Consider the following 14657-nt stretch of genomic DNA (forward strand, 5'->3'; position numbering starts at 1 on the left):
CTCTGGAAAAGAAGCAGAATGATGCGTTCGAAAGACTCCGGTCTTTCGAACTCCAGGCGTTCGGCCCGATAGCAGACTGATCTTACTGAGGCGCCCCCTCAGCTAACATCACGATTGTGGCTCAACGAGTGCTCGTTGATGCGAATGTCATCGCCAGTCGAACCTTAACGGATTGGCTATATCAGCTGCGCACGTTCGACAGCGGTATGTACACGAATGCTATGGACCCGTGATATTCAAGCAGAGACGATCAGGGTGATCCCAGGAGACATCCAAAGTGGGCTGGGACCAGAATCGAAAAACGCCTCGAGATGCTCGAAGAGGCTATCGACGAAATGATCGTCTATCCCGACATGGACGATGGTTTTACTGGAGCGGATAGCGGGGACTTTCACGTCCATGCAGCGGCCGTCGCCGGAAAAAGCAATCTATCTCCTCACCAACAACAGACCCGAGGACTTTTCAGCAGCGCCCGCAGAAGAGCACTACGAAATCTATAACAGCGACGACTTTTTCAATCTTGTTGCAGATTCGAACGTGCAGGCATTCATTGCGGCTACAGAGGCGCAGTTTTAGTTTTACTCCCAACCAGGAGTAACTTCGCGCCCAATTCACAAGACGTTGGAATCAGCAGGCTGCCCATTGTTTGCTCAGCGTGTGAAAAGTGCGTTGGCTGAAATCGCTCAGCGCCGTTGAGCTAACCGAGTCCCCCTGCACCACCACCGTTCTTACGCAGATCTTCTCGACGAACGCTAGAAAACCCCCGGAGCATTCCCTCTCTATCGTGTTGTCATCCCGCTACCACCCCCAACCACCGTTGCCACCGCCAGGTCCTCCCACGGCATGCCGACGGTCTTGAACACCACCCGCCGCGCCGGATCCAGCGCCACCTCCCCGCGCACAACCTCAGCCATCGTCACCACGCCATCCCACGCAAGCGTGCCCCTTTCCACTGCGATCGCCACATCGCCGGCCTCCCAGCGCGCGGCCCCCGAATCCTCAACAATCACCTGCGCGTCCCGCAGCGCATGCTCATGCAACTCCCGCGTGTCCACCGCGTGCGCCCCCACAGCAAGCACGGTCGCATCAGGCCGCAATTGCCTATCGACGACCACAGGTTCCCGCGCGGACGTCGCCAGCACAATCAATCCGGCCGCCGCCAACGCGTCGTCGGCCGCATCGCTACACAGCTGGGCCCACGGGTAGGCCAGATCCGCCGGCTCGCCACCATCCATCGGGTCACCGTCAATTTGAACTGTGACACCGATAGAGCTCCGAGCTAACTGCGCCGGTTATCATTTAGGTTTCTGGAAAACAGGGTGCAGACAGTCGACATGACTATTCCCGCACCAGCAACCCAAATAAGGGCCTCGGTGAAAATGGCCGGTTGCCCATCGCCATTTACACCGATTAGCAATCCGATCGCTATCGCAGCGGCGCCAACAATCGTTGCGGCTATTTGCACCTTCGAGGACTGTCTTGACAGGATCAGCGTGGTAATTGCAGAAACCACGGAAAGAATGATGGCAACTGTACCAATCCAGCTGATTCTGATTGGGGCCAGAAGTAAGAGAGCCACGCCCGCGACTGCGACCACCAATTCAGGCCAAATTGGACGAACTTTTCCGTTTCCCATAGTTACTCTCCTTCATCTCTCTAGCCTGAAATCGTAGGGACCCACTGGCTAGGGTGAGCAGCCGTCACTGCCGCAAAGTAAGTCCCTGCCGTCGCAAGACAGCCTCCCCGACGCGGGTCAGCGGCATTTGGGTAAACACTCTTACAAATGTGGACCATGTCTCTATTCAGCTGGACATTGCACTCCACACGCTCACTGGGGCTTTGATGGGCCCCGTAGCACATGTCATGCCTCGCACATGCACCAGAAAAGTCAGCGTTGTCGCCAGGTGCGGGAAATTGATCCGGTGACTTCGTGCAGTAGTCATTCAAACTTCCCCTAGAAGGGTCATAGATATAACCCGGCGGGGGCTCGATTCCCGCGCGATTGTACATTACAATGCTCTTACCAGCGAGATCCTTTCGGCTCTCCGTAGAGACGGTTACAGGTTCCTCTTCAAATTCGGCTTCGAGATCAAGGTTCTGGGAGGCTGCCCACTGGGTAAGATTCTCCGCAATCTCGGGAGTAATTTCTTTCCCGACTGCAGCATCGACCGTACGAATCGCCGCACTAGGTTGTTCAGCTGCGACAGCGGACGGGACTGTTATTGAAACCGCGCCCAGGGCAGCGAATGCAGCTGCTACAACACGCCCCCCCCCCATGTTCAAACCACACATAAAATTCAACTCCTGAAGTTAAATGCAAAAAACTACACCCATCCTGCCACCGATACGGCAGTACTTTAAAAGTAACGGTTAGGAACTTGGGCTAATCAAATGTAACACCCCTAGGACCAAGTTGCAGCCGATAGCACAATGGCCACGAACTACTAAAGCCTTTTGCCCTGCGCGATTCCCCCCCACCCCCTCCCCCGCGGACGTCGCCAGCACAACCAATCCGGCCTTCCCCAGCGCCTCGTCGCCCACATCGCTGCCCAGCTGGACCCACGGGTAGGCCAGATCCGACGGCTCGTGGCGCGAGACAAACGTCACCGACACCTCCCGTACTCCCCGGAGGACATCCACCACCGTCCGCGCGTGCGCCCGCCCCTGGACACCCGCACCGACGATGACGCATTCCAGCGGCTCGTCCGAGGACCGCAACCGGTCCAGCACCCCCGCGACCGCAACCGCGGGCGTGCGGATCTCAGTCAGCGCCGCGGCATCCATCACGACCTCCGGCGTCAGCGTCTCCCCGCCCATGAGCAAGTACGACCCCTGCACCAGCGGCACATCGACGACCGACCCCGCCGGCTGAATCCCCAGCACCTTCACCCCGACCGCGCCGTCAAGCGCCGCCGGTAGCAGGTGCATCTCCCCGTGCGGCAGGCCCACCTTCTGCCGCTGCGGATCGGTGGCGGGGTCGAAGCCGTCGATAAGCACGCGGCGAAGGGCTTCGACGGCCTCGCTCGGCGTGACCGCGACCATAACTTCGCTGTAATCCATGATGCGCATGCGGCCAGAGTAAGAAGTAGTGGGGTTAGCGGGGCTCGAACCCGCGACCAACGGATTATGAGTCCGCAGCTCTAACCGACTGAGCTATAACCCCAAAACGCGTGCGCTTCGGGAGATTCTACATCCCCGCAGCAGATGTGAATCACTGGGTGACAACGGAAGGTACCCTAGCCACCATGTACCAATACGTTGTCGGAGCCGCCGCCGGGTACGTGCTGGGCACGAAAGCCGGCCGGAAGCGCTACCACCAGATTGTCAACGCCGCCCAAGCGGTCGCCAACTCACCGGTGACAAAGCAGGTGACCTCGTCGGCCCGCCGAGCCATCGCCAACAAAATCGACCCGGAGCCGCGCATGCGCGAGGTCAAGGACCTGCGCAAGGGCAAGAAGCTGCGCGGCAAGTCCGCCAACCAGATCGAGGACACGATCTACGAGCCGGACCAAGACTAAAGGCATCCGCCTTTAGTCTTGAGCTAGTCCTGCCACGATGCCGTCGAGAATGTCCTTCTCGCTAATGATGAAGCCGGTGGCGCTGGCTGCACGCTCGAAGAAATCCATGAGCTGCTCCACCACCGTCGCACCCGCGGCGATGACGTCGGCGCGTCCTGGGTGGACGACGGGGTTCTCGCGGCGCTGGGCGGCAGTCTTGGAACGCAGATCAGCTGTCACGTCGCGCAAACGGTCGAACGGGATTTCCGACAGGTGGATCCGCTCTGGGTCGTAGCTGCCCAGCTCCTGCGCCAACGCAGAGAGCGTGGTGAAGGTTCCGGCGCAGCCGACAAAGCACCGCGCATCGGCGAAGGGTACGGCGTCGGACGCGTCCGCAATTCTTTCGTCCACGAACGCTCGCGCCACAGCGGTCTCGTCGGCCGTGGGCGGATCCGTGTGCATAATGCGCTCGGTGATGCGCACGCATCCCATCTGGGTGGAGACCGCGTGGCCTTTCATGACGACCTCGGTGGAGCCGCCGCCGAGGTCGATCACACAAAACGGGCCGCGTGCCGGGTCGATGTCGGCGGTCGCGCCGGCGAACGACAGAGCGGCTTCTTCCTCGCCGGAGACGACCTCCGCAACTGCGCCCGGCTGGATCCGGCCAAGCAGTTCGCGGGTCATGGCGAAGAAGTCCTCGCGGTTCGCTGCGTCGCGGGTGGCCGAGGTGGCCACCATACGCACGCGGGTGACGCCCTCGCGCTGCATCTCGTCCACGTAGTCAGCGAGGGCTGCGCGGGTGCGCTCGATAGCCTCGGGCGCGAAGGCGCCGGTCTCGTCTACACCCTGGCCGAGGCGGACGATGGTGTTGCGGCGGGAAACCTCGCCTGCGTCAGTGTCGTGGACGAGCAGGCGGATCGAGTTCGTGCCGCAATCCACGGCGGCGACGCGGGTCATGCCAACCCCTCCCCTGCTTCCTCGAGGGTGATGCCGAGGTCTGCCAGCGTCGGCCAATCCGCGGGGATTGCCGTACCGCGAAGACCCCCGTGCTCGGCGGCGAGCGCGACGGCTTCGGTGCCGAAGCGGACGCGTTCCGGGCCCTCCGCCAGCGCGTAGGCGATGAGCACATGGAGGCACTTCACCCGCTCCGGCATGCCGCCGCCGGAAAAGTTCGTGCCCAGGTCCTCGATGGCGTTGCGCTGGGCGAGGAAGTGCTCGTGAGCGGCTAGGTAATCGGCGCGCAGCGCCTCGCCCTGCTCGTTGTCCTCGTTGAGACGGTTTTCCATCCACTTCATCACCTTCGCGACCTCGAGGCGGGAGGCCTCAGCGGTCAGACGGGGGTCGGTGAGGTAGTAGAGGGTGGGAAACGGGGTGCCGTCGTCGAGCCTGGGAGCAGTTTTCACCACCGCCGGCTGGTTGTCCGGGGTGGTGTACGCGATGGCCAGCACGCCACGGGGGCTGCGGCCGAGTTGCTCTGCAACGGTGGCGAGCTGTTCGTCTGTGGGAGGGGTGTGCATGCGCGCTATTGTCCCACATGCCAGCTAAGACGCAGGCACGCCAGGGGCGGGGGCGGGCGAAGCGTCGTCGGCAGGCGGGAGCGCCTCGGGGACCTCGCGCAGGGAGTCCCACAGCACCTCAGCCCAGCCGCGGGTGTCGGGGATATCGTCCTTGCCGGTGGTGATGGCCTCCGGCGCGGTCATGCGCGGGTCGATGATGCGCCACGCGGTCTCGCCCTCCTCCATCACCCCGAGGCGGCGGCGGGCTTCCTGCTTGAGGTACTCCTCGTCGTCGTACTTGGCGATGTCGTTTTCGAGCGCCTCTTTCTGGGCTTCGAGTCGGGCGATGGATTCGTTGGCGCGGGCGATCTCGGCGCGGCCTTCGTAGAAGTTGCGCAGCGGGGCGGCGATGGCCAGCAGTACCACGATCAGCACGCCGATCAGGATGACCACGCTCGCCATGTCCTGTTTCGGAAACGCAATGGCCCGGCCGCGCTGCTTGCGCTGGGCGGCGCGCTCGGCGTTTTCCCGGTCGCGGCTGGCAACGGGGACCGTGCTGGGGCGGCGGGGCCGGATCGAGCGCTTCGTCATAGTCTGCAGATGATACGTCAGGGGTTACGCATGCCAGAGGCCCCGCGCCGGGAACGGGCGGGGCCGTCGTAACGCTCGCGCAGGCTCGCACAAGCTCCTCGAAGCGCTCGAGGGCGGCCTGGTCGTCGGCGGCGAAGTGCTCAGGCAAGCGGAACATCAGTTCGGTGCCGCAAGCGCGGTCCACGTTGACGCCGATGGCGGTGCCCATGTCGAAGATGAGCTTCGGATCCAGCTCCTCTGGGCGCGGGTGCTCGGTGGCAACCTTGTAGTCCAGTTCGAAGTCGTCAAAGTACTCGGCGTAGAGCAGCTGCAGGTTGCCGCGGACCCAGCTCGGGGCGGCGTCGATGACCTCTTGCGCCATGGCGGGGGTTACGCCGTCCTCTGCGAGGAGCTCGCAGAAGCCGCGGGCAGGGTGGGACCTGGCGTAGGTGGTGCGGAACTTCAACAGGCTGCCGGGGCCGAAGTAGCGGTCCAAGCGGCTGGTCAGCGCCGCCATCGAAATGCCGATGCCGTCAAGGTTCAGGCGCTTCTTGCTCACGCGCTCTTTGGCGGCCTCTTCAAGCAGGTCGCGGGCGTCGGCGTCGCGGGCGCGCAATAAACTCGCGCAGGTGATCCAAAGCGTCGCTGAAGCGGCCGCAAGAGTCCTGTTTGTCCAGGCGGCGCTCCAGCTCGTCGATAGCCTGGGTGACCAGCTAGTCCGCGTACTCCTCTAGGTCGGGCTCGCCGAAGTCGGACTCGTCGAAGACGATGTTGGAGATCCGCTCCACCACCTCACCCGGTGCCGGGGCGGCCTGCCGGTACGCCGCAGGATGGAGGATCAGGGCGGTGCGGTAGGCGTCGGCGAGGTGATACCCCCGGTGGCCGCCTCCAGCGGGCCCACCATCTCGACGCCATCTCCGCCGTCAAGCGCGCGGACCAGCCGGGGTTCTTGCCGCCCCCATCTCCAGCACCAGGTCCACACTCGGCTGCACCACGCGCAGGTTGCGCACCAGCTGCACGAGCTGGTCGTGGCGCGAGCTGTCTACGTACGTGTCAATCTGGCCGTCGAACACGGCCTCCGCTGCCGCGGCTGCCTGGACGTTAAGCGCAAACACCTCGCCGTGTTCATCGATGAGCCTCAGCACCGTGGCCACCGCGTGGCGGCACCACTCATGCTTGATCGCGCAATCGCACTGCGCCTACAGGTCCGTGCCCTCGAGCCGCAGCATCACGTGGCACTCATGCGGCGCGGTCACGGTTGCGCGGACAACGTCGTCGGTCTGCTCCGTGACCTGCACGCGTTGCTGGTCAATCTTCTGCCCGCGGTCAAAGCTCGCGTGGTCGGTGCGCTCCGCAAGGTAGTCCACGGTCAGTTGCTCGAACATGGCACCGACCTTACGGGCGCGCCCTGCACCGGCGAGGCGGATTCGTGTACTTGACGTCACCCCGGACATACCACGCGGGTTATAGCCAACTTCGCTTGCCGGGATCCCAGAGGGCTTCGGTGAGCTCTCCGGCCAGCGCCGGATTCAGCACTCCCGAAGCGAAAGCCATAGCGTTGGAGAGGTCACGATACTGCGCCGGGAGACCGAAGAAGCTTTCCGCCTTCTGCGTGTATCCGGTTTCCCACATCGATGGGACCCATATCTCGGTCGGATAATCAATCCTCCGTCGTCGCGCTTCATGCTCGCAGGCTGTCACCAGTTTGTGCGCCGAGAACGACTGCGTGAGCAGGATGGTAATGATGTCGGCCAAATCGTGGTACCGATTACTGTCTCCGCTGCGATGCTTCTCTCGCATCGCACAGATCTTGTCCGCAAGTTGAGACTCGATGGCGGTAGCGAATACGAAGAAGGGTTCCATCTCCTCGGACGTGAGTTCAGCCAGGACCGGATGAATCACTACCCGCTCATGAGGCTCTTGGGTATGGCGCTGCACGGTCAAATCGAGGCTAAACGGTTGAAACACGATAGCTCCCATCATCGCGTCAATTGAGGCTTCGTATGTCGGCCCGTTGTAGCCGTCTTCTGTTCCACTCCCTTTGATCCGCACACTTTTTACCCTGTACGTAAGCGGGCCGTGCCCAGACCGTCCAGCAATGTCCCGGATCTCAGCATCGATATCCTCGAGGTCGCCCAAGACATTCCTTGAGAGGTCGATGTCAGTGGTCGTGCGACCTTGCCGGTTTCGCATAAGCAGCGAAGCGCCGCCTTTGAGCACCCACTCGTCTGACTCTGGCTTGAACACGCGCTCGAGAAAACCCTCAAACGCGACTTGATAGCGGATCAGCTCGCCGGGCAACTTAAGCGCTTTCGCCCTCTTGTTAATGCCCTGGTTGAGCCTTTTCTGCCGTTCCTTACTTTCGCGCTTACTTGTAGTCACGGTGCCACCGCTCCACGAGTTCTTGCATTTGCTTGCGAAAAGGTGCCATCTGCATCTCAATCTGCTCGGTGACGCGCTTCATGCTCTCTTCCACAGCTTTGGCCACGCGGGGATCCAGAGCCAGATCCGGCAAACCCGACGCTGCATGCACGTACCGGTTGCGTCGTTCAATGAGGTCCTCCAGGGCGGACGCTTCCTCGCTCAATTCGGAAACCAAATTCATACCTGACGTTGCTCCGTACGAACGCGCTGCGGGCTTTAACTTGGCTGCCAAGTCATCGATGCGCAGGTTTTCCTTCCGCAACGCGTCTGCAACCAGATCGGCTAGATAGCCGCGTTCGATCCCAGCTTCCGCCAAATCCCCCACCGTCCGGGCGACGCTTGTCACCGGCAGCCCTTCTACGGAAACAATGTCTGAGCCCTGGAGCTCGCGCCCCGTGTAAATCCGAATTCCTTGCTGCCGAGTCTGCTTCTTCCCCTCGGTGGAGAACGTGAAGTTTGGCGGGATCAGGCGACCAATACCGTGCACACTCGCTGCTGATTCATGCGACACCACTAGCGGATGACTGTCCTCCCAGCGCTCCTCGATGAATTTCTTCGGTTCGAGCGCCAGCCACGCCGCTCGAAGTTCGTCCTGAGGTCCTGCCTGATGGGAGGGCAGCAGATACACCCCATGCCGGACTCGATCAAGATCGCCCTTCTCAGCCAACCGCGAAAGTTGTAGCCGCTCAATGCCTTCCCGGCCAGCCTGAGCCGTGGTCACTATCCCCCATTGATCGGCGGCAATCATCTCTAAGGTCGTCAGCGCGTCCACTTGCTTCAAGGCCCCTCCCATGCGCGCTAAGTATCGGTTCTGCATGACGATTGTATCACCTAAAAAGATACAATCGTCAAGCTTGGTTGATACAAATGCAGGAATGGCCGATAAAAAGAGGCCCCGCGCCGGGAACGGGCGGGGCCGAAAGGTGCGTCGCTAGGCCGGTGCTTATTTGAAGCGCGGGAAGGCGGAGCGGCCTGCGTACTCGGCGGCCGGGCCGAGCTCCTCTTCGATGCGCAGGAGGCGGTTGTACTTAGCCACGCGCTCGGAGCGGGCCGGTGCGCCGGTCTTGATCTGGCCGCAGGACAGCGCCACGGCCAGGTCCGCGATGGTGGTGTCTTCGGTCTCGCCGGAGCGGTGCGACATCATGGTGCGGTAGCCGTTGCGGTGGGCGAGCTCGACGGCGTCGAAGGTCTCGGTGAGGGTGCCGATCTGGTTGACCTTGACCAGCAGCGCATTCGCGGCGCCCTTTTCAATGCCCTCGGCCAGGCGGGCCGGGTTGGTGACGAAGAAGTCGTCGCCGACGAGCTGCACCTTGTCGCCCAGCTGCTGGGTCAGGGCGACGTAGCCGTCCCAGTCGTTCTGGTCCAGCGGGTCCTCGATGGAGACGATCGGGTACTGCTCCACCAGGTCCGCGTACACCTGGATCATCTCCTCCGGGGTGTGTCGGCCGCCCTCGAAGTCGTACGCACCGTCCTTGAAGAACTCGGAGGAGGCGACGTCGAGCGCCAGCGCCACGTCCTCGCCCGCGGTGTAACCGGCCTTCTCAATGGCCTCCACGATCAGGTCCAACGCCTCCTTGGTGGAACCGACAGACGGGGCGAAACCGCCCTCGTCGCCGAGACCGGTGGAGAGGTTCTTGGACTTCAGCACGCTCTTGAGCGCGTGGTAGACCTCGGTGCCCATGCGCAGCGCCTCAGTGAAGATCTCCGCGCCGATCGGGGCAATCATGAACTCCTGGACATCCACGCCGGAATCCGCGTGAGCGCCACCGTTGAGGATGTTCATCATCGGCACCGGCAGCACGTGCGCATTCGGGCCGCCGATGTAGCGGTACAGCGGCAAGGACGCGGAATCCGCAGCAGCCTTCGCCACGGCCATGGACACGCCGAGGATGGCGTTCGCGCCCAAGTTCTTCTTGTTGTCCGAGCCGTCGAGCTCGAGCATGAGGCTATCGACGATCCTCTGGTCATCCGCCTCCAGGCCAGCGAGCTCATCCGCGATGGTCTCGTTGACGTTACCCACGGCCTTGAGCACACCCTTGCCGGCGTAGCGCTCGTCGCCGTCGCGGAGCTCGTGCGCCTCGTGCTCGCCCGTGGACGCGCCGGACGGCACCGCCGCCCGGCCGTGGGAGCCGTCAGCGAGCAACGCCTCAACCTCGACGGTGGGGTTGCCGCGGGAATCTAGGATCTCGCGGGCGAAGATGTGCATGATGTCGGCCATGGTGACTCCTTGCGTGGGTCGAATGCTGTGTTACCGGGGTCCAGCTTAGCCGTCGGCAGAAGCGATCTCAGCGATGTGCGGGTTGGTTCACGGCGTAATTCGCCGCCGCGTCGCGCACCCGCGCAACGTAGTCGTTGGACTGGTTGGAGGCGAAGATGGCCTGCCGCCACCCCTCCTCCGTGGCGAGGTCGCGGCTGCCGCCGCCAGAGTTGCACAGCAGATTGGCGGCGCCGAGCGCTGCGTCGTCGATTTGCTGCGGGTCTGCGACACCGTCGCCGTTGGCGTCACGGCCGTAGCGGCCCCACGATTCGGGGATGAACTGCATGGGCCCGACGGCACGGTCGAACTCGGTGTCGCCGTCGTATGTGCCGCCGTCGGTGTCGCCTACCTGCGCAAAACCGTTGCCGTCCAGCCTCGGGCCGATGATGCGCGGGTCCGGGTAGCCGTTCGGGTCCAGCACGGAGTTGTGGAACCGGCCAGTGTAAGTACCATGCCGGGTTTCTACCCAGCCGATGCCTGCCAGCGTGTTCCATGTGAGGTTGCACGCCGGCCAAGACTCGGCGGCGATCAGTGCCGCGTTGGCGTAGGCCCGGACGGCCTGCCCAGAAATGTCGGTAGCGTTGCCGATGTCTTGGGACCAATCGAACAGCAAGTCAGAGGTGCGGCCCGGCGCATGGATGTCGATCGCCGGGGGCGCCTCCGCGGCCGGCGGCGGCATCGTGGAGGGCACGGGCTGGAGCGGCTCCTGCTGCTCCAGCGTGGAGAACGCTGCGATCAGCCAGGCGATCAGCGCGACGACCATGACAACGGCTGCGGCCACCGAGATGAGTCCCGCGCAGCCGCACCCGCGCGCTACTCGTCTGGCTGCAGTCATGGGCGAAAAGTGTACCGGTCCGTCGCTAGCCGCTGAATTTCCGCGCCTACTTCTGCTGTTCGCTTTGCGAATCCGCTTCCTGGGCTTTCCCCTCCGCCCAGAGCCGGTCCTGGGTGGCCTTGTCCACTAGGCCGGTGGAGCCGTCGAAAAGGTAAGGCGCGCGGCGGCGCATCTTCTGCACGAACGCGTCGGCGACGTCCGCAAAGTCGAACGCCCCGCCTTCCGACGCAATCTCGGCGTGGAACAAGATTTGGAGCAGGAGATCTGCGAGTTCGGACTTTAGGGCGTCGTTAGGCAAATCGTCCTCGATTGCGTCCGCAACCTCCTCCGCCTCCTCGCGCAGATACGGCAGGAGGCTTTGGTGCGTCATCTCTTGCTCCCACTCGCCGCGGCGGCGGGCGGCGTGCATCGTGCGGGTGGCTTGGTAAACGGGATCCGCAAGACTATCGACGCGTTCCGTCTCCGCCCCTTCCCGCTGCCAACACAGCACCTCCGGATCCTCGGGGTCCGTGGAGATCAGCCAGCGGTGCTCGCCGCCTGCGGTATCGAGGGCCCAACGCACATCGACCGGAACCTCGGGCGTGAACGCGACCTCGCCCGAGATGCGTCCGGCGAGGTGAAGCGGGATGAGGGTGGGCCAGCGGGGGTCGAGAAGCAGGACGGTTGCGGTCATGGAGGGCAAGTGTAGGGCCTCTAAGATAGGGCGCATGACTCAGATTGCAGAAGCCCTCGAGGCCGTCAAGCCCACCGCACAGGACGTGCTGGGCGACTCCGTGACCTTCTCCCCCATCCGCTGGAAGACCGGGTGGCCGCACCACCTGCGCCGCGTGCCGCCGTTCCGCGACGACGCCAGCGCGTCCATCACGCGCTCTGAGGTGTTCGCCTTTGCGGCGGACGTAGTCGAGTCCGGCTACGCGCGCGAGCAGATCATCGATTTCCTCGGCGCGTGCTTCGCGTACGTCGCGGGCCAATCCAACCAGGTGATGCAGATGCAGGCATTCCTGCGCAACAAGGGCAACGCGTCGAAGTTGCTGGCTGCGGTGCGCAAACTCGACGGCGCGAGCGCGGTGGACGCGTACGGTGCTCTGGTCGCGACTGGACTGCCGGCGAAGTTCGCCTCTGCCGTGGCATACTTCTTGGCTGGCGAGCAGGAGCCGGGCGAGGCCTCGAAGCCGGTGATTATCTGCTCGAACCGCGCTCGGGTCGCCGGTCTGACCAAGGAGGCCGACTGGTCCGCCGAGGAGTACGGCGAATACCTCGACGCGCTGCAGACAGGCCGCGACGCTTACGACGCCGAACTGCCCCTCGACGCCGTGGAGTGGGCGTTGCGGGAGTTCGCTCGTCGCTCCGAGTAGGGGCCGTAGCGCGGCGCCTCCCCGCTGCGTAAATGGTGAAAATAAGGTGGTGAATCTACGCGATTCTGCGCGGATTCACCATCCAATTCTCACCCTTTACAACCCGGAGTAAGCCAGCATCGCCAGAGAGCGCAACACGTTTCTAGAGGCAAAGGTGTGTTTCCGCAATGTGGCAGATGTATACCACATTGCAATTTCGACACACTGGCGGTTTTCGTCTTAGCGCGGATCGGAGCACATGGGCGAGGCCGGGTCCGAATGGCGGGCACCAGTGCCCGCGCGACCCCACTACCGGGTGCCGCGAAAGGCGCGGTCGTTGAGGTCGCGGCGAGCCTGCTCCAGCGCGACAAGGTCGGAGAACAGCGCGTTGTAGGCCTCTTCGTCGTCAGACGGACGCATGCGCTGGAGCTGGGACTTCAGCTGCGCGATCTGCTGGCCCACGCGGGTTTCCTGTAAACGCGACAGCACGGAGTCGGCGTACTCATAGAGGTCGTCGGCGTGAATGGGCTCGACGGCCAGCTCGGAGACGAAGTTGCGTCCGGCGTAATCGCGCATCTCGCCGGCCACGGCGGCGAGGAAGTTCGACTCGTCGGCGGGATTGTCCGCACCAGCGCGGGCGCAGCCGCCAGCGGCGGTGATGGCCTCCCGGACCTGGTGGTAGGCGTCGTGGGTGAAGGCGTCCGGGTTGATGCCGTCAAAGTAGTTGCCGGCTGCGGCGGGGTGCTGCAGGGCAATCTTCAACGCCTCGCGCTGGGGCCACAGCACCGGGTCGTCGGGGCGCGGCGGGATGAGGATCTCGGACTGCGCGCCGGAAGCGTCCGGCCCCGCGGCCGCGGCCGGGTCCCTGACCTCGGCCTTAGGCGTGCGCTTCTGCTTCTTCGGCTTTTTCGCCTCGGCGCGGACCTGCTCGAGCACCTCGTCGGGGTTGGGCCAGCCAACCCAGCCGGCCAGCCTGCGCGCGTACTCCTGTTGGAGCACGCGGTCGGAGATGGTGGCGACGACGGGGACGGTGCGTCGCAAGGCTTGCACGCGTCCTTCGGCGGAATCGAGCGAGTAGTCCTGCAAAAGCGACTCGATGACGAACTCGTAGACCGGCACGCGGGCGGCGACCAGGTCGCGCACGGCCGAGTCGCCGCGGGCGAGGCGCAGGTCGCAGGGGTCCATGCCATCGGGGGCGACCGCGACGAAGGACTGCGCACCGAACTCCGCGTCGGTCTCAAACGCGCGCATGGCGGCCTTCTGGCCAGCCTCGTCGCCGTCGAAGGTGTAGATGAGCTCGCCGCGGAAGAAACTGTCGTCCAGCATGAGGCGGCGGATCAGGCTCATGTGGTCGCCGCCGAACGCGGTGCCGCACGTGGCCACGGCGGTATCTACGCCCGCGGCGTGCATGGCCATCACGTCGGTGTAGCCCTCCACCACGACGGTCTGGTGCTTCTCCGCGATGTTCTTCTTGGCCTTATCAATGCCGAAGAGCACCTTGGATTTGTGGTACAGCAGCGTGTCCTGGGTGTTGATGTACTTGCCCAGAGGGTCGTCCTCGAACAGCTTGCGTGCGCCGAAGCCGATGACATTGCCGGCGGTGTCTTTGATCGGCCAGATCAAGCGGCCGCGGAATTTGTCGATCGGCCCGCGTTTGCCCATCGAGGACAGGCCGGCGTCCATAAGCTCCTGCACCTCAAAGCCCTTGCGCAGCAAGTGCTTGGTCATCGGGTCCCAGCCGCGGGGCGCGTATCCGCATTCGAAGTCGTAGATGAGCTCGCGCGAGAAACCGCGCTGCAGCAGCATGTCTCGCGCGGGGGCGGCGTCTGCGGTTTCCAGCTGCTCGCGGAAGTAGTCGTGGGCGGCCTTGTTGGCTGCCAGCAGGCGCTGGCGGGTGCCGCGGTCTACCTGGCGCGCGCCCGTGGATCCGCCCTGGTAGTTGATGTGGTAACCGATGTGGTCGGCCACCGCCTCCACGGCCTCGGGGAAGGTCAGCTGCTCCATCTCCATCATGAAGGAGAAGACGTCGCCGCCCTTGCCCGTGGAGAAGCAGTGGTAGTAGCCGTGCGCGGGACGGACGTGGAAGCTCGGCGTGCGCTCGTCCTTGAACGGGCTTAAACCCTTCAGCGAGTCGTGCCCGGCAGGCTTGAGCTGCACGTATTCGCCGACAATCTCGTCGAGCGGCGCGCGTTGGCGGATAGCTTCGATGTCGCTATCCGGAATTCTGCCCCTTGCCATGGCGCT

The 14657-nt window shown here is 63.6% G+C and carries 18 protein-coding genes and 1 tRNA gene; 4 read left to right on the forward strand and 15 right to left on the reverse strand.

Annotated features, from left to right (window positions below; translation table 11 throughout):
- Positions 1-399: 399 nt before the first annotated feature.
- The gene (locus CUREI_RS12450; protein ID WP_158407453.1) at positions 400-576 is read left to right on the forward strand and encodes a hypothetical protein; all 177 of its coding nucleotides are present in this window, start codon (positions 400-402) and stop codon (positions 574-576) included.
- A gap of 203 nt (positions 577-779) precedes the next feature.
- Here the strand turns inward: CUREI_RS12450 and CUREI_RS08220 are convergent, their stop codons facing one another.
- The 4 genes from CUREI_RS08220 to CUREI_RS08230 form a co-directional block, all read right to left on the reverse strand.
- A complete protein-coding gene (locus tag CUREI_RS08220) occupies positions 780-1235 on the reverse strand; it encodes a hypothetical protein (protein ID WP_051952291.1) in 456 nt (151 codons plus the stop codon).
- A gap of 44 nt (positions 1236-1279) precedes the next feature.
- The gene (locus tag CUREI_RS12290; RefSeq protein ID WP_144242443.1) at positions 1280-1636 is read right to left on the reverse strand and encodes a hypothetical protein; all 357 of its coding nucleotides are present in this window, start codon (positions 1634-1636) and stop codon (positions 1280-1282) included.
- A gap of 734 nt (positions 1637-2370) precedes the next feature.
- The gene (locus CUREI_RS08225) at positions 2371-3069 is read right to left on the reverse strand and encodes a hypothetical protein (protein ID WP_051952292.1); all 699 of its coding nucleotides are present in this window, start codon (positions 3067-3069) and stop codon (positions 2371-2373) included.
- Between the two features lie 20 nt (positions 3070-3089).
- A tRNA-Ile gene (locus tag CUREI_RS08230) sits at positions 3090-3163 on the reverse strand.
- An 82-nt stretch (positions 3164-3245) separates the two neighbouring features.
- Between CUREI_RS08230 and CUREI_RS08235 the strand changes: the two genes are divergently transcribed.
- Positions 3246-3518: a hypothetical protein gene (locus CUREI_RS08235; RefSeq protein ID WP_038612589.1), complete on the forward strand. Its 273-nt coding sequence runs from the start codon at positions 3246-3248 to the stop codon at positions 3516-3518.
- Positions 3519-3530: 12 nt separating this feature from the next.
- Here the strand turns inward: CUREI_RS08235 and CUREI_RS08240 are convergent, their stop codons facing one another.
- From CUREI_RS08240 to CUREI_RS08250, 3 genes are read right to left on the reverse strand one after another with little or no spacing between them, the layout of a single operon-like run.
- Entirely contained in the window at positions 3531-4454 is a 924-nt protein-coding gene (locus CUREI_RS08240) for a Ppx/GppA phosphatase family protein (protein ID WP_038612592.1), read from the reverse strand.
- Positions 4451-5014, reverse strand: coding sequence for a DUF501 domain-containing protein (locus CUREI_RS08245; RefSeq protein WP_038612595.1), 564 nt, complete (start codon positions 5012-5014; stop codon positions 4451-4453). Before CUREI_RS08245 ends, CUREI_RS08240 begins: the two co-directional genes overlap by 4 nt.
- Positions 5015-5038: 24 nt before the next feature.
- The gene (locus CUREI_RS08250; protein ID WP_038612598.1) at positions 5039-5584 is read right to left on the reverse strand and encodes an FtsB family cell division protein; all 546 of its coding nucleotides are present in this window, start codon (positions 5582-5584) and stop codon (positions 5039-5041) included.
- Between the two features lie 136 nt (positions 5585-5720).
- Between CUREI_RS08250 and CUREI_RS08255 the strand changes: the two genes are divergently transcribed.
- Positions 5721-6182 carry a hypothetical protein gene (locus CUREI_RS08255; RefSeq protein WP_038612600.1) on the forward strand — a complete coding sequence of 154 codons (462 nt, stop codon included), beginning with the start codon at positions 5721-5723 and terminating at the stop codon, positions 6180-6182.
- A 304-nt stretch (positions 6183-6486) separates the two neighbouring features.
- Here the strand turns inward: CUREI_RS08255 and CUREI_RS08260 are convergent, their stop codons facing one another.
- The 7 genes from CUREI_RS08260 to CUREI_RS08290 form a co-directional block, all read right to left on the reverse strand.
- Positions 6487-6717 (reverse strand): hypothetical protein, encoded by a 231-nt coding sequence (locus CUREI_RS08260; protein WP_038612603.1) that lies wholly within the window; start codon positions 6715-6717, stop codon positions 6487-6489.
- Between the two features lie 45 nt (positions 6718-6762).
- Entirely contained in the window at positions 6763-6948 is a 186-nt protein-coding gene (locus CUREI_RS08265; RefSeq protein ID WP_038612606.1) for a hypothetical protein, read from the reverse strand.
- Positions 6949-7027: 79 nt separating this feature from the next.
- Positions 7028-7945, reverse strand: a complete 918-nt coding sequence (locus CUREI_RS08270) for a nucleotidyl transferase AbiEii/AbiGii toxin family protein (RefSeq protein ID WP_051952293.1) — start codon at positions 7943-7945, stop codon at positions 7028-7030.
- The gene (locus CUREI_RS08275) at positions 7932-8759 is read right to left on the reverse strand and encodes a type IV toxin-antitoxin system AbiEi family antitoxin domain-containing protein (RefSeq protein ID WP_236627280.1); all 828 of its coding nucleotides are present in this window, start codon (positions 8757-8759) and stop codon (positions 7932-7934) included. Before CUREI_RS08275 ends, CUREI_RS08270 begins: the two co-directional genes overlap by 14 nt.
- 171 nt (positions 8760-8930) lie before the next feature.
- The gene (gene eno / locus CUREI_RS08280; RefSeq protein ID WP_038612621.1) at positions 8931-10205 is read right to left on the reverse strand and encodes a phosphopyruvate hydratase; all 1275 of its coding nucleotides are present in this window, start codon (positions 10203-10205) and stop codon (positions 8931-8933) included.
- Between the two features lie 67 nt (positions 10206-10272).
- Entirely contained in the window at positions 10273-11079 is an 807-nt protein-coding gene (locus CUREI_RS08285; RefSeq protein WP_038612624.1) for a lytic transglycosylase domain-containing protein, read from the reverse strand.
- Between the two features lie 46 nt (positions 11080-11125).
- Complete coding sequence (locus tag CUREI_RS08290) at positions 11126-11752, reverse strand: MazG nucleotide pyrophosphohydrolase domain-containing protein (protein ID WP_038612627.1); 627 nt, start codon at positions 11750-11752, stop codon at positions 11126-11128.
- A 34-nt stretch (positions 11753-11786) separates the two neighbouring features.
- Here CUREI_RS08290 and CUREI_RS08295 point away from each other — a divergent pair, with 34 nt between their 5' ends.
- Positions 11787-12434 carry an 8-oxoguanine DNA glycosylase OGG fold protein gene (locus tag CUREI_RS08295; RefSeq protein WP_038612629.1) on the forward strand — a complete coding sequence of 216 codons (648 nt, stop codon included), beginning with the start codon at positions 11787-11789 and terminating at the stop codon, positions 12432-12434.
- Between the two features lie 288 nt (positions 12435-12722).
- On the opposite strand, the gene dnaG is transcribed toward CUREI_RS08295, so the two are convergent.
- Positions 12723-14651: a DNA primase gene (dnaG, locus tag CUREI_RS08300; RefSeq protein WP_038612632.1), complete on the reverse strand. Its 1929-nt coding sequence runs from the start codon at positions 14649-14651 to the stop codon at positions 12723-12725.
- Between the last annotated feature and the right edge of the window lie 6 nt (positions 14652-14657).

The sequence above is a fragment of the Corynebacterium ureicelerivorans genome, assembly GCF_000747315.1.
Lineage (GTDB): Bacteria > Actinomycetota > Actinomycetes > Mycobacteriales > Mycobacteriaceae > Corynebacterium > Corynebacterium mucifaciens.